This window comes from Nostoc sp. C057, assembly GCF_013393925.1.
In the GTDB taxonomy this organism is placed as follows: Bacteria; Cyanobacteriota; Cyanobacteriia; order Cyanobacteriales; family Nostocaceae; genus Nostoc; species Nostoc muscorum_A.
The window spans coordinates 6,699,312-6,714,880 of the sequence record NZ_CP040281.1 but is presented as its reverse complement, the minus strand read 5'-3'; the positions used below and the strand labels follow the sequence as shown (position 1 = coordinate 6,714,880).

The window sequence follows — 15,569 nt, the reverse complement described above, 5'->3', positions numbered from 1 at the left end:
TCCTCTTCACGACCACACACACACGATCACAAGGCAATAATGCCCTCATGCCAAAGGTAAAATTCAAAATATAATTTTTTTCTTTTGCTTTTTTACTTTACAAGGCAAAAGGCAAAAGGCAAAAGTTAAATATAATTCCTTCTGACCTTTTGGTTTTTACCTGTTTAAGTTGTAGTTTCTACTGCTTTTAGCACTCTTTGTAAAACCTCCTGGTAAGCATCCTCTACATTTCCTAAGTCTCGGCGAAAGCGGTCTTTGTCCATTACCCGGCGATTTGAGTCCTCTTCTGTGGTATCCCACAAACGGCAAGTGTCGGGGCTAATTTCGTCTGCCAAAAGCAACTGCTGTTGTGAGTCCAAACCAAACTCTAGCTTGAAGTCTACTAGGGTAATGCCGCATTGCTGCCAAAATTTATTGAGAAATTCATTGATTTGCAATGCTAGATGTGTAATTGCATCTACTTGTTCCGCAGTAGCTAGTTCTAGCAGGTAAAGGCGATCGCGTGTGAGCAAAGGATCTCCTAAGTGATCGTTTTTGTAATAAAACTCAACCAAAGGCTGTTTCAGAATTGTACCCACTGGCAAGCCTGTTTGTTGACACAGACTGCCAGCTGCAATATTTCTGATAACTACTTCTAAGGGTAAAATTTTTACTGCCTTCACCAGCATCTGATTCGGGGTAGGGCTGTCGATAAAGTGAGTCTTTATACCATAAGCCTCTAACTGTTTAAAAAGCTGGCTGGAAATGCTACAATTTATTTTTCCCTTTCCTTGGATACTGCCACGTTTTTGGGCGTTAAACGCCGTGGCATCGTCCTTAAAATCAGCCAACAAGACTTCCGGATCGTCCGTTGTATAGAGAATTTTTGCTTTGCCTTCGTATAACTTGGAATTCACAGACATGGTGGCAGTTAAAGTTCTAGGCGATGGACGATTTTTGTCCTTTCGGGCTTAACCATTTTATCTTTAGTTATTAACTATTAGCCATCGGTGATTTTTGAAGAGGATGTAAGGATGCGGAGAATTGAGCAGAAAAGTATGAGGTAAACAAGGGAGAATTTTGCCCTCAGCAAGAGCAGCACTCCGCCCCTCTGTATCTTTTCAATACTCAATGCCCTCATCAGCCAGTTGCTAAATATTAACAATTGAATCTCTAACTTTTAACAGAGGACAAGTGACTCTGGTTCTAGTATCCTCTTGTCAGTAGTATCACCGTTCAGAACGTAACTATTTTTGCAAAACTTCTTTAGTGAGATATACTTATATATTTTAATAGTTTTTAATTCAGGGTTTGGACTGAAGTTAATTACAATTTGAACTTCATAAATTAAGATGAGATCAATTGATGACCGGGAGGAAAATCAAACATTCTCTCTAGTTACTTTAGCAGCAGTTACTTTAAGAGACATTTTTTCTGTAACATTTACAACAAAAGCATTTCAAGCTTTATCCTCTAGTCTCATAATCTGAATCAACTAATTCCTGCATAACGAATTGGAAAAAGAGTTGGATGGTTTGCTTTTCCCCAGTCTGAAGAAAGTAATAAATATTAAGGTAGCTAGTGATTTCGCTTCAGACATTCAAATAGAAGGTGAATTAATAAATGGAGAACAAAATAGTGAATAAGGATGATTTTCTCTACCCTCGTGGTCGCTACTACGGTCAGGTAAAGCCAGAAAACCTGGTTTTTAATGCGAATCTACAGGAATTTGCCCAACGCGTAAGCTACATTTGCAACTTAGAAACAGGTGGAAAGCTGCCTCCAGGTGAAGCTTACAAACAAATAAGGGATCTATGGAAACAGTTGAAACACTCAAAGAAAGAACTGCGAATTGGTGAAGATCCGTTTCAGGATGACCAGGGGGAGGTTGAAGGTTGAGGAGGCGGAGGAGCAAGGGGGCAAGGGGACAAGGGGACAGGGAGCAGGGGGAGAAGAATTAATAACCCATGCACCATGCCCAATGCCCAATTCCCAATGCCCCATAACTATTTAGTAAGCATTGTCCAAATACCATCCCATGATTCTGGGGGCGGATTTTGTAAATAATTACGCGCACGTTCTAGGTGGATATCAACACCTTGGTCTTTGGGTTGGATGTATTTGGCGGCTTTAAAACAAGCGATCGCTTGGGAGAAGTCGCGCGATAAATAAGCAGCGCGTCCAGTATGATAGTGATACAAAAACTCTTGGGTGTTGGCATCTAGAGGGGTGTTGCGATCGCCAATTAACTCGTAGATATTAACTGCTTGGTGTTTCCCTTTGACTCGGATTTTATCTAACTGGCGCACCCAAATGCGATCGCTGCACATCTGGTAAGTAAATTCGCTTAAAATAATATCACACCCGTATTCTTTAGTTACCGCTTCCAAGCGCGAACTCAAATTTACGCTGTCTCCAATTACGGTGTAATCCATGCGTTTGCGGGAACCAATATTACCCGAAACTACTTCTCCAGAACTAATGCCAATGCCAATACGAATTTGTGGCTGCGCCTGGATAATTCGTCGCTGGTTAAATTCCTCTAAGCGTTGTCGCATATCTAACGCTGACTGCACAGCCCTCCAAGCATGATTTTCTGTCAGAGGTAGCGGCGCACCAAATACCGCCATTAACGCATCACCAATAAACTTATCGAGCGTGCCTTCGTAGTTAAAAACCGCCTCCACCATCGTTTCAAAATACTGATTGAGTAAGGATAATACTTCAGCTGCACCGATATTTTCTGTAAGTGTTGTGTAGCCTCGGATATCAGAAAACAAGATGGTTACGTCCTTACGCTCACCCACCATTAAAGCATCTTCTCCCAGAGCCATAACTTGTTCGGCTACATGAGGCGTTAGGTAGCGGGACATGGTAGTTTTCATCCGTTTTTCCTGGCTGATGTCTTCCAACACCACCAAACCACCCCGAACGCCGCCTTCTGGGTTAGTTAGGGGATTGACAGTGAGATTTGTACTGCGTTCTAATGTTTGCACCTCATCAGGGCTAAAAAACTCAGATTCAGGTGTGAGGGGGAGATTCCAGGGAATGAACACATTGGGGTTAGTGCGATCGCACAGTGCTAAAATTGAGTACTGAGCGCTAAACGCCCCGCTACCGCTAACAGCATTCTTAACTAGAGAAATTCCCACCATCAAAGTTTGCTCTGGCACATAATGTTTAGCTCCAGTTTTTAAACTATCTTCGAGTCGCATTTGGAGATTTTCAATCGGCACAACTTCCCAAACTAAGCGACCAATCAAATTTTGTTCCCACAAAAGCTTGTTAATTTTGGTATTGGTGTTTTTTACGGGACAACCCAATAACTCCAAAGCTGCATCATTAATCGTGACAATTCTACCTGCCATATCTGTAGAAATCACCGCATCTGACAGACTTTGCAAAATGTCTTTTTGATACTGTTTTTCTAACAATACATTTTCAAACAGACGAGCATTTTCTAAGGCAATTCCTGCCTGAATATTAAAAGCCCGCATAAACTCTTCATCAGAAGCAGTAAAACTGTTTTGTTGCTTATTAATTAATTGGGTTACGCCAATTAATTCATTTGCAGAATTAAATACTGGTAAACATAGAATATTGCGAGTCACATAACCAGTTTTTCTATCTGTACTTGGGTCAAAGCGGGGGTCTTTGTAGGCATCGGAAATATTTAAGGCTTGACCAGTAGAAGCCACATAGCCAGCAATGCCTCGGTTAGCGGGAATACGAATTTCTAGCAAGTTTGTGCCATCTGCCGCCGCCGCAACTTTTGTCCAGAGTTCGCTCATCTCTTTACGATATAAAAACAGCGTGCTGCGATCTGCTTGCATTAAAATTCGAGCTTGTTCCATGACTATTTGCAAAGTTGCTTCTAAATCGAGACTTTGCCCCAATGTCTGAGTTGCCCGTAACAAAGCCGTTGCGCCTCGTTGATTCCGAGCGGCTACATAAAAAGATTGGCAGCTTTCCAGAATAATACCAATAGAAGCGGCGAAGTCTCGAAAACGTTCTTCATCATCATGATTAAACGGAACATTCCCGGTTTTATTAGCCAGTTGAACTACTGCAACAATCTGGTTTTTGCTGCTGATAACAGGCATACATAAAATATTATGGATTTTGTAGCCCATTTGTTTTTCAAGTTCTGGGCTAAATAAAGGATGAGTATAAGTTTCAGATATATTTAAATATTGACCTGTACTGGCAACATGACCGGGGATACCCACAGTCATAGGAGTACGAATTTCTAAGAATTTTTGGCTATTATCTTGAGGAACTTTTGACCATAGTTGACCTTTGTCATGGTCAACTAAAAAAATGGCTGTGTTTTCTGCTTGCAGGATTTGACCTATTTTAAGTGTGATAGCTTCTAGTACCTTCTCTAACATAGTTTCTAGAGCTTCATTATTGATTAGTTCAATAGCTCTAAGAAATTGCTGGAACTCAGCAGTTATGAAGTCGAGTAGGCAAACAAATTCATTAACAGATAAATCTTTTACGCGACGTAATAAGGCGTGAGTCCGATTAACTTGAGTCAGTTCAGTTAATGTAGCCAAGACGCTGCCAGGGTTGGGGAGTGTCACGTCGCTTCGCTCCGAATTAAAAATTCAAAATTCAAAATTAATAATCCCCATAAATAAATGGGCTTGTATTATGAGTCTGTTTCGGTTGTGGGAATTTTAGGTTTTGGGCATAGGGCATAGGGCATGGGGCATTGGGAATTGGGCATGGGTTATTAAATTCTTCTCCCCCTGCTCCCTACCCCCTTGCCCCTCTGCTCCCTGCCTCCCCTGCTCCCTCATCTACCAACTCCCTACCTTTTATTTTGTCAACTTTTCAGTAAATATTATCTTTTGGTAGTAATCTTGTAGCTGATTGGTGGCAGCTGCCCAACCCCAACTTTCTGCTTCCTGGCGAGCATTTTGACGGATGATGTCTCGTTGTTCTTTTTGTTCTAAGAGGCGAACAGTAGCAGCGATCGCTCCTTTAACATCTTCTGTTGGCTCAAAAAGATATCCATTTACCCCGTCTGTCACAATATCAGGAATTCCCCCCGAACGGGCTGCTACCACAGGGCAACCAGCAGCCATCGCTTCTAGTAGTACTAAGCCTAGTGTTTCTGTACGGGAAGGAAAGATAAAGGCATCAGCACTCGCAAAGGCAGAACCTAATTCTTGTCCCATAAGATATCCAACAAAATAAGTATTTGTGCCAGCAAAGTGTTTTTCCAGTGCTTGACGGTGTGGGCCATCTCCAACCAATGCTAACCGCGCTTCGGGAATTGCTTCTAAAATTGGTTTGATGCGCTCAATTTCTTTTTCAGCAGAAAGCCGCCCAACGTAAAGTAGCAATGGACTTTCTGGATGATTTTGGGATAGGCGCGATCGCATCTCTACATTAGCTAAATCGGGATGAAATAATTCTGTATCCACCCCACGCTGCCATAAATCTACACGTTCAATCCCATGTCCTGTAAGTTCCTCCACCATTGCTGTGGAGGTACACAGATTCAACGCTGCTTGATTATGAGCGCCTTTGAGCAGTTCCCAAAGAAAACCTTCTAGCATCCCCAAGCCGTAATGTTGAAGATATTGGGGCAAATGGGTATGGTAAGAGGCTATTAAGGGTATTTTGAGGATTTTGCTGTAGAATATGCCAGCTAAACCCAAAACGGCTGGATTTACAACATGAATCACATCTGGCTTAAACTCTTCTAAAGCATAACCAATGGCTGGGCGGGGAAGTGCCATTTTCAATTCTGGATACAATGGCAGAGGAAAGCCAGTAATACCGTAAACTTTAGCGCCTTTGTGTTCAGTGATGCCTCCATCAGGGGCAATCACCAGCACTTGATTACCACTACGCTGTAGATGGTCAACAGTATGGCGCAAGCGTGTTACAATGCCGTCAACCTTGGGTAAAAAGGTTTCAGTAAATAGGGCAATTCTCATAAAAAACTATTCAGTACAGGCAGATAATCTCAGCTTCAGAGTGCATTTTGCGATTAAACACAGAATAAACTGTCTCGTGTGCTGCAATCAATTTTGCACAGTCATAATAACTGTGCTAAACGGAAAATTTAGTAAGCTATAAAGAATCTAATTCGCATAATCGAATTAAACATAACTCTTGTGGCGTGGGCAACATAAGCGCCCAGTTTATGCAATTTAAATATATAACAGCTTAATAGCTGGATGATGCGCCTGATAAATAATAATTGATTGGTCGCCATATTGTGCTAAGATATAACGACCAATTTTAGACCCACGATTTACTGGGGTTTACCTAATTTCTGTGCCAAGAGACTTTGGGCATAATTTGCTTGTGATCGACTCGTTTCTGATACTTAATAGCAAAGTTTAACAGAGAATCGAGTAGAGAATCAGAGAGCAAGTGAGGCTGTAAACCTAAATCGAGCAATTTAGTGTTTTTAGCGTTGAAGTAATGTTCTTCTTTCTCAACTCTGGGGTTATCTAAGTGATTGATTTCTACCTTCAATCCCATAGCGTTACCAGCATTTTTCACCATCAATGCCAAGTCACCGACGCTGAATTGTTCGGTAAATTGGTTAAATACGCGGAATTCACCAGGTTGTGCAGGGTTAGCGATCGCTAATTCCACACATCGTACTGTATCCCGAATATCCAAAAACCCACGAGTTTGTCCACCTTTACCGTAGACAGTTAAGGGATGTCCAATTGCTGCTTGAATACAAAAGCGGTTTAGTGCTGTACCAAACACACCATCGTAATCCAGCCGATTAATCAATAGTTCGTCCATCCCCGTTTCTTCGGTTAAGACACCATAAACTACACCCTGATTTAAATCAGTTGCTCGCAATCCCCAAATCCGGCAAGCAAAGTGGATATTATGACTATCATGAACTTTGCTTAAATGGTACATCGAACCAGGCTGCTTGGGATAAGGTAAGGTATCCTTGCGTCCATTGTGTTCAATGGTGATATACCCTTCTTCGATGTCGATGTTGGGTGTACCGTATTCACCCATCGTTCCCAGCTTCACCAAATGACAGTCGGGGAAATCTTCCCGCATGGCGTACAACAAGTTCAACGTACCAACTACATTATTGACCTGGGTGAGAACTGCGTGTTCTCGGTCAATCATGGAAAATGGGGCCGAACGCTGTTCACCAAAATGCACTAGGGCATTTGGCTGAAATTGATGTAAGGTTTTGCTAAGAAATTCGTAATTTGTAATATCGCCGATGAACAAGTCGATAGATTTACCTGTCAAATCTTGCCAGCGCTGGAGACGTTGTTGAATTAGTGCGATCGGAGTGAGAGTTTCGACACCTAGTTCATTATCCCAGTGCCGCCGCACCAAACTATCTAAAATTCCAACTTCATAACCTCGATTGGAAAGGTAAAGAGCAGTTGCCCAACCGCAATATCCATCACCACCAATAACCAGGACTTTCATCTTCACCAGTTTTTACTCGCTGATAGCTAAATCTACCAGGTTTCTGTACCCTCTCAATCATCATTCTGGGAGAGATGTAAATTTAGGGAGCTGTAGAGATGTTGTAACATAACGTCTCTACACCAAATTATCGATTATGCAAATTTTTTAATTGAACTGGATTAGGACTTACGCAAACAATAGCCGAAACCCTAATTTTATTTTAGGGGCAACAAGCCCTACGCGCAGGGTACGCGATCGCCAGTTCCTTGATGTCGAACCCGTCCACCGCTTTGCGTCTATATGAATTGCCCCTAACGGCTGTAGTTTTGCGTAAGTCCTAATGTATTACTGTATTAATGTTTAAGCCGTTTCTGTGAAAATACCAGTTCGGGCAAACTCTTCCTCTTCAGGGGTGAAGAATGGGCCAAAAGCAGGTAGTGTAAAACGCCTTCTCATCTTTGTGATACCACTCTTCCGATTATGTTAGGTAAGTAATAAGTATTAGGAACGACTGAACTTATTTTCAACGAAACTTGCAGTCACCTTGTAAATTGGTCAGTTGCTTATTATTGCAACAAATGCAACTTTCTACATAAAGTAAGTAGGTGAGAATAAATGAAATTAAGTTAAGTAATGTAAAAATCATTGAAATTATTAACTTTATTATTATTTATTGCAAATTTGATTACATTTACGATTTTTTAAAAGTAGTTTTTAATATTTTAGGACTTACGTAAAACTACATACGTTAACGGGAATTCATGAATTGTCCCTACCTGAAAATAAGGGTTTTGACTATTGTTTGCGTAAGTCCTATATTTATTAAAGTTATCTGCTCAACGTTGCTGTTTTTAGTTGAAAAGATAAGATATAACAGTATTAATTTTGATTTTAAGTTAGTACTATAAAGTACTTTATTATCCAGTACTACTAAAATAATCTCACTTGTTTCAACTAATCAAACTCTTTACAGATACTATCTTCTCAGCTTCATTTACCGTAATTTGCGCTAGCCCAAACTGTTCAATCACTGCGGCATTCGTAGTCAAATGTCTACTTACTTCAGCCACCCGATACTGACTTTCTTGTGACGCTAAAGTAGCTGGCAATAATAACTGATCTGCTAAATGTTCATCCACTGCTGCACCAGTATGATGAAATTCAAGCAGTTGCTGACAAGCAATCTCTGCAACTGTCTCTGCCGACAACCGCAAACGCCCGAATCCACCAAAGCCAGTTAAGCTGTTCTGATACTCAGCAGTTAAAAAAATACCTGCTCCAGGTGCCACACCTTTTTCTCGTAAAGTCTGTACACGAACTTTCAAATGCGCTTCCCGTAACAAATTCTCCGCACGATTCGCCATCCGTTGCGGAATATGAGAAGGTAGTTCCGTTACTGCTGCTATTCCTCGCACCTGTTGTAACTCTCCCCTTTCCAGCAAGTTGATCCCGCCGAGTTGAGTACCACCAATCACCTGCAACTCTATTTCTCCCCCACCTTGAGGAAACCACCCCCAAGCGCCTAACTTAACTTGGGCTTCTACTCCCATACGTTGCAGTATTGGCAGATAAACTTGCTCAATGTAGGTTACAGTCGGGCTAAAGTTTACATGAGTTCCACCCTTTAGCGTTACCTGAGAATTACCCGTTGCTAGTGCTAAAGGTAAGAGAATTGTCTGTAAAACAAGAGCGATCGCACCCGCAGAACCACCTTCTTGTGCTTTACTCACATCAAAGGTGTAAATTCCAGCTTGCACAGCACTACCTGGAATGAATTCCAGCAACATTGAACCCAAAGCATCACCCCGTAGTTGGGCATTACAAATTCTACCCGCAGCCCGAACGGCTGTTAAGTGTTGTGCTGCTAATCCTGGCTTTTTGCGTCCAGCGCGAATGCCTGCAATCCGTATAGGTTCACCAGTAATGGCGGCTAGACTTAAGGAAGTGCGAAGAACTTGTCCGCCTCCCTCTCCGTAGGAACCGTCAATTTCAATCATGGGCGATTTGGAGATGTTGAATTTTGGGTTATCCGAAAAGTAAACGAGTCCACATTAACGGTATCTTCTCAGAAGAAAAAATACTTAAAGTATGACAGCGTTACGAGAACTATGAATCAATCGTACCCAAGTAATTTGACTTATCAACAGTAGAAACTGCGATCAGGACTATATTCGGGCAGTGAAGGCGGTAGAAAAGGCATCATCGCTATAAATAATAAGCAAGTTTAGTTAATATTTTGGCGATTTAGAAAAACCCTCTTCCCTCATGTGCGATCGCAACAACAAAGATTTACCCTGTTTACTAGATAATCGTTCTTTGGTGTAAGCGTAGCCTGCCGAATATTTAGACAAACTTCATCATATCCTCGCACAAAGCACTTTTCATTCCCATATCACTGCAAATTAACAGGACTTCACCATTCCATCTCCATAGTTTTTTTGAATTTGTTGTAAAAAAACTTACTATGTTCAGGACATTTACTGATACCAAGTACTATTTGTAAAGGTTAATTTTAAACAAGTTCACAAGGATTGAGTTACACCGCTTAGAACAGGTTCGGCTCAGTTGTTACATTAGTCCCCTTAAGTTAAGGGTTCAACTCACTGAAGTTTCAACCAATTCAACTTTGACCACTATAACTTTAAGTCCCCAGTTATCAGCCAGGGGTACATTTTACCATACCCATTTAGCAACCTCCTGACCTCAGACAACGGATAAAGTTTAGAGGAATTATTATGCCAATTTATGATCGTTGTATTGAATATAGCAGATAAGTAAAGCTAGCTCATAAAGAGCAGCGATCGCAGCTGCTATAGATGAAGATACGATTCAATCCGAATCCAACTCTAGCAGTTACAGAATGTCTAATAACAAGCTCAAAGAAGATAGTAAATATCTCAGTCTTTGTGCCACGTATTCATGTGCTAATCGTCCGATTCCTCTTAATAAAACACTAATAATCAACGGTATCTACATCCCCGATTTAACCATTAACGGTTAACAGAAAAAATTTCAGTTTTACAACAGCGTTTCTATAATCGACGCGATTTCCAGTTGCGATCGAACAACTGTGACTGTCCTGAAAAGTCTAGATAGATTACTCATTTAAATAACTACTTAGCAACTGAATAAAGTTGCTGAGATTGTACTACAAATTCCCACCTACACCCATTCGGAGTAAATAGATGGCTACATATTACGTTTCTGGAACAGGCAATGATAAATCTAATGGTTTGAGCCAGGGAGATGCATTTCGCAGCCTCCAAAAAGCTGCCGACTTGGTGAAGGCAGGTGATACAGTCTACGTGATGAATGGTACTTACACCTCGCCTTACGCCAATATCTTGAGTATTGCAAATAAGCAGGGTACGGCTAATGCACCGATCACATTTAAGGCACTACCTGGGCACACACCTGTTTTAGAAGCAAACGCAAAAAATTGGCAGGCTATATCAATTACAGGCTCAACCTACATAGCAATTGAAGGCTTAACATTGGTAGGAAATCGGGACAATCTTAAATTAGAAGATGCACTTAACCAAAAAGACAATTTAAATAATCCAGCAACATCTGGAAATGGTATTTTTGTTACCGTCAGCAGTGACAATCCAAATCAACATTCAAGTCATATCACAATTAGTAATAATAATATTTCCAAGTTTCCAGGAGGAGGAATTGCAACAACACAAGCAGACTACATTACAGTAGAAAATAATGTCGTTACTGGAAATGCATGGTACTCACCTTATGGTACACAAGGTATTACTATGCTTAACCTTTGGAATTCCGATAACAACACAACAGATTACAAAGTAATTATAAAAGGCAATACTGTTTTTGATAATCAATCATTAGTTCCTTGGAAGGTAGTAGGAAAAATAACTGAAGGTCATGGAATAATGCTTGACACTTCTTATGTTGGAGATGTTGCTTACGCTGGTAAAGCTTTAATCAGTAACAACTTAACTTACAACAATGGCGGGGCAGGTATTCAGATTTTAAAAGGAGAAAACCCTGTAGACATTGTTAATAATACAATTTACCAAAATTCAAAAGTACTTTCAGACGGAGAAATTTTCCTTAACTATGCTAAAAATGTTCGAGTCTATAACAATATTCTGTATGGAAGCAAGGGGGAGTCTCTTATTGTCAGCAATAAGTCTACTAATCTTACATTCAACAATAACCTTGCTTACAACGGAGTTTTGAACGTTACAGGTTCAGGGAATATTTTAAACAAAGACCCGTTGTTTGTTAATCCAACCAATGGTAACTTTAGTCTCCAACCTGGTAGTCCCGCAATTGATGCTGGTTCCAATATTTTCAATAGTATAACTAATAAAACTCCTCAAGATGGCGATGGGAATAGCACGGCAGTGATTGATATTGGTGCATACGAAGCCCCCCACAACACCATTGCCACTCCTGAAATTCAAGTTCTTAACGGCACAGTTGATATTGCAGATGGCAGTACTACTGCGATTAACTTTGGCGATGTCATTACTGGTAATACTCTCAGCAAAACCTTTACCATCAAGAACACAGGTACAGCTGCACTCAACCTCAGTAATCTCAAACTTCCCGACGGATTTAGTTTGGTGGGAACTCTTCCAACAAGTGTGGCTGCAAATGCTTCCACCGCGATTACGGTGGCACTCAACACCACTACACCTGGAACCTATGGTGGCACGCTGATTTTAAGCAACAACGATAGTGATGAAAGCTCTTTTGACTTTGCTATTAGTGGCATAGTTAAACCTGCTCCGGCTCCCGAAATTCAAGTCCTCAATGGCACAGTTGACATTGCAGATAGTAGTACTACCGCGATTAACTTTGGCGATGTCATTACTGGTAATACTCTCAGCAAAACCTTTACCATCAAGAACACGGGTACAGCTGCACTCAACCTCAGTAATCTCAAACTTCCCGACGGATTTAGTTTGGTGGGAACTCTTCCAACAAGTGTGGCTGCAAATGCTTCCACCGCGATTACGGTGGCACTCAACACCACTACACCTGGAACCTATGGTGGCACTCTGATTTTAAGCAACAACGATAGTGATGAAAGCTCTTTTGATTTTGCTATTAATGGCATAGTTAAACCTGTTCCTGCTCCCGAAATTCAAGTCCTCAATGGCACAGTTGACATTGCAGATAGTAGTACTACCGCGATTAACTTTGGCGATGTCATTACTGGTAATACTCTCAGCAAAACCTTTACCATCAAGAACACAGGTACAGCTGCACTCAACCTCAGTAATCTCAAACTTCCCGACGGATTTAGTTTGGTGGGAACTCTTCCAACAAGTGTGGCTGCAAATGCTTCCACCACCATCACAGTGGCACTCAACACCACTAAACCTGGAACCTATGGTGGCACGCTGATTTTAAGCAACAACGATAGTGATGAAAGCTCTTTTGATTTTGCTATTAATGGCATAGTTAAACCTGTTCCTGCTCCCGAAATTCAAGTTCTTAACGGCACAGTTGACATTGCAGATGGTAGTACTACTGCGATTAACTTTGGCGATGTCATTACTGGTAATACTCTCAGCAAAACCTTTACCATCAAGAACACGGGTACAGCTGCACTCAACCTCAGTAATCTCAAACTTCCCGACGGATTTAGTTTGGTGGGAACTCTTCCAACAAGTGTGGCTGCAAATGCTTCCACCGCGATTACGGTGGCACTCAACACCACTACACCTGGAACCTATGGTGGCACTCTGATTTTAAGCAACAACGATAGTGATGAAAGCTCTTTTGATTTTGCTATTAATGGCATAGTTAAACCTGTTCCTGCTCCCGAAATTCAAGTTCTTAACGGCACAGTTGACATTGCAGATGGTAGTACTACTGCGATTAACTTTGGTGATGTCATTACTGGTAATACTCTCAGCAAAACCTTTACCATCAAGAACACAGGTACAGCTGCACTCAACCTCAGTAATCTCAAACTTCCCGACGGATTTAGTTTGGTGGGAACTCTGCCAACAAGTGTGGCTGCAAATGCTTCCACCGCGATTACGGTGGCACTCAACACCACTACACCTGGAACCTATGGTGGCACTCTGATTTTAAGCAACAACGATAGTGATGAAAGCTCTTTTGACTTTGCTATTAATGGCGTAGTTAAACCCAGAGTTATTAATGGTACAGCTGGCAATGACATCTTTATTACCCGAAAAAACAATGGCAATGACATCATCAGCGATTTTGGTGGTGTAGGTACTAGCTCAAATCCTTCGGCTGCGGTAATTGCCAAAGTAGATACCTTGCAATTTATTGGGGCTGGCTTGACTGCGAGAAATCTGCAATTAACTCAAAATGGCAATAATTTAGAAGTCACCTTTGAAGATGTGGCTAATACCAAAGTCACTCTGCAAAACTTTCAGTTAGAAAACCTGGAGAACTTAGCTGCATCGACAACACAATCCGCCGTCGGTAATATCATATTCGACGGACAAGTAAGTGTTTCTGACAGCTTTGATGTAATTAATGCCAACTCCACTCAAAGTAGCATTTTCAACAAAAACACCGTTACTTTCCTCAATGACTTGAACAATAACATCGTTGGTTTTGACAACTCCAACGATGTGATTAACGGTCAAGGGGGTAATGACATCATCGATGGGAAAAGCGGTGATGACCTGCTGCGGGGTGGTACTGGCAATGATCTTCTCATTGGTGGTAAAGGTAATGATCTTCTTATTGGTGGGGAAGGCAATGATACTCTTGTGGGTGGAGAAGGCAATGATATTCTTGTGGGTGGTATGGGTGCTGACACTTTCGTCTACAACAGTAATACGGCTTTTGCGAGTGCTGCTATAGGTACTGATACCATTGCTGATTTTAATCGCTCTCAAGGTGACAAAATTATCCTGTCTAAGACCACCTTTAGTGCCATTACTTCTGTTGTAGGAACGGGTTTTAGTAACGCTAGTAATTTTCAAATCACCAGTTTAGGGGCACTTAGCAATGCTGTGATTGTCTACGACTCTATGACTGGACAGTTACTATACAATCAAAATGGTAGCGCTGCTGGTTTCGGCACTGGTGGTCAATTTGCACAACTTACTGGTGCGCCCACTCTTACTGCCTCCGACTTCATCATTCAGGCATAGTTGGGTTGGGTAAACTAAGTGAAAGTGTAATCCAAACATTAATCGACTTTCAATTAAATAGATCACACACATAGGGGCGCAATATATTTGTGCCCTTACAATTTTGCGATTTAAATACCAAATACCATCAGTAACAAGGCGAAAAAAAATACGGTGTAGAGTACAGCAAAATGAAGTGTGCAGAATTATTTGGTTTAAGATTACCTTTTCATTACTCTGACCTTTATAACTGTATTTACAGCAGATAAGTTAGGCTTAAAACTCAGAAAAAATATGCAAAACGACGCTGGTAAAATTATTTATGTTGGGATGACAACGGCAGCAGTCCTAGTTCAAGCTGTGCTTACCGAAAATACTCATGCAGATGTGTGCGTTGTCGGTGCTGGGATAGCATGGATGTCAAAGTGCTTTAACCGACGCAGGTAAAATAATCAATGGTCGTGCTGGATGATAGTCCTATTGATGGCAGTCAAACAGCAAGAGCAACGGCCCACTTATCGAGGTTACTGAATTATTGCTACCACTAGCTAGAGCAAATGCAAGGCAAAGAGGGTGTAAAACTTGTTGCCCAAAATTATACAACAGTAATTGATACTACAGAAGAGAGGCGATCGCTACCCAAGAAAACATTAACTGCGACTTGGAACTACTTGACAGCTATATTTTTCCTCCAGACCTAAAATCAATAGATAAGATGTAGCAGGAGTTAGAAGTATTACACCTGGGTAGACTAACTAACGTAGAAATCCTGAAGAAAGCACCGTTGACCGATTTTGATCCAGGTGTGTGTCTACACTTTCCCAGACAAGGACAATTTGAGCCACTGAGTTAGTCAGATTAACGCAGACTTAAAACACTTTATAAATCCCTAAAAGGGATGTTTGCTCATGGAGAAAATTTGATGCTCATCAACCAAATATTAGCATAATTCTTTATATCTACACTAAAACTTTATGAAAGCTATATCAAAGAACACTTAGATATTTTTGCAACCAAAAGCCTATATACTAGACTAGACTTTGATAAATTTGAGAGTTTTGT

Annotated in this window: 11 protein-coding genes; 5 read left to right on the top strand and 6 right to left on the bottom strand. The window is 41.1% G+C overall.

Translation table 11 applies throughout. The features are described from left to right. Positions 1-164: 164 nt before the first annotated feature. Positions 165-902 (bottom strand): phosphoribosylaminoimidazolesuccinocarboxamide synthase, encoded by a 738-nt coding sequence (gene purC / locus FD724_RS28620; RefSeq protein ID WP_114083869.1) that lies wholly within the window; start codon positions 900-902, stop codon positions 165-167. 700 nt (positions 903-1,602) lie between these two features. On the opposite strand from purC, the gene FD724_RS28615 reads away from it, so the two are divergent. Continuing rightward, positions 1,603-1,878 carry a hypothetical protein gene (locus tag FD724_RS28615; RefSeq protein ID WP_114083870.1) on the top strand — a complete coding sequence of 92 codons (276 nt, stop codon included), beginning with the start codon at positions 1,603-1,605 and terminating at the stop codon, positions 1,876-1,878. Between the two features lie 107 nt (positions 1,879-1,985). Here FD724_RS28615 and FD724_RS28610 read toward each other — a convergent pair whose 3' ends face one another. From FD724_RS28610 to FD724_RS41165, 5 genes are all read right to left on the bottom strand, one after another. Then, positions 1,986-4,565 (bottom strand): GAF domain-containing protein, encoded by a 2,580-nt coding sequence (locus FD724_RS28610; protein WP_179074932.1) that lies wholly within the window; start codon positions 4,563-4,565, stop codon positions 1,986-1,988. A gap of 237 nt (positions 4,566-4,802) precedes the next feature. After that, on the bottom strand, positions 4,803-5,933 hold the full coding sequence (locus FD724_RS28605; RefSeq protein WP_179074931.1) for a glycosyltransferase family 1 protein: 1,131 nt from the start codon (positions 5,931-5,933) through the stop codon (positions 4,803-4,805). A 334-nt stretch (positions 5,934-6,267) separates the two neighbouring features. Then, a complete protein-coding gene (locus FD724_RS28600; RefSeq protein ID WP_012409445.1) occupies positions 6,268-7,422 on the bottom strand; it encodes an NAD-dependent epimerase/dehydratase family protein in 1,155 nt (384 codons plus the stop codon). A 932-nt stretch (positions 7,423-8,354) separates the two neighbouring features. Then, the gene (rtcA, locus tag FD724_RS28595; RefSeq protein ID WP_179074930.1) at positions 8,355-9,401 is read right to left on the bottom strand and encodes an RNA 3'-terminal phosphate cyclase; all 1,047 of its coding nucleotides are present in this window, start codon (positions 9,399-9,401) and stop codon (positions 8,355-8,357) included. A gap of 231 nt (positions 9,402-9,632) precedes the next feature. After that, complete coding sequence (locus FD724_RS41165; protein WP_256874380.1) at positions 9,633-9,755, bottom strand: hypothetical protein; 123 nt, start codon at positions 9,753-9,755, stop codon at positions 9,633-9,635. A 509-nt stretch (positions 9,756-10,264) separates the two neighbouring features. Between FD724_RS41165 and FD724_RS28590 the strand changes: the two genes are divergently transcribed. The 4 genes from FD724_RS28590 (at position 10,265) to FD724_RS28575 (ending at position 15,208) form a co-directional block, all read left to right on the top strand. Beyond that, positions 10,265-10,405 carry a hypothetical protein gene (locus FD724_RS28590; protein ID WP_179074929.1) on the top strand — a complete coding sequence of 47 codons (141 nt, stop codon included), beginning with the start codon at positions 10,265-10,267 and terminating at the stop codon, positions 10,403-10,405. 184 nt (positions 10,406-10,589) lie between these two features. Then, on the top strand, positions 10,590-14,528 hold the full coding sequence (locus FD724_RS28585; RefSeq protein WP_179074928.1) for an S-layer family protein: 3,939 nt from the start codon (positions 10,590-10,592) through the stop codon (positions 14,526-14,528). A gap of 273 nt (positions 14,529-14,801) precedes the next feature. Continuing rightward, on the top strand, positions 14,802-14,954 hold the full coding sequence (locus FD724_RS28580) for a hypothetical protein (protein ID WP_179074927.1): 153 nt from the start codon (positions 14,802-14,804) through the stop codon (positions 14,952-14,954). 110 nt (positions 14,955-15,064) lie between these two features. Continuing rightward, on the top strand, positions 15,065-15,208 hold the full coding sequence (locus FD724_RS28575) for a hypothetical protein (RefSeq protein ID WP_163937745.1): 144 nt from the start codon (positions 15,065-15,067) through the stop codon (positions 15,206-15,208). The last annotated feature ends 361 nt before the right edge of the window (positions 15,209-15,569 follow it).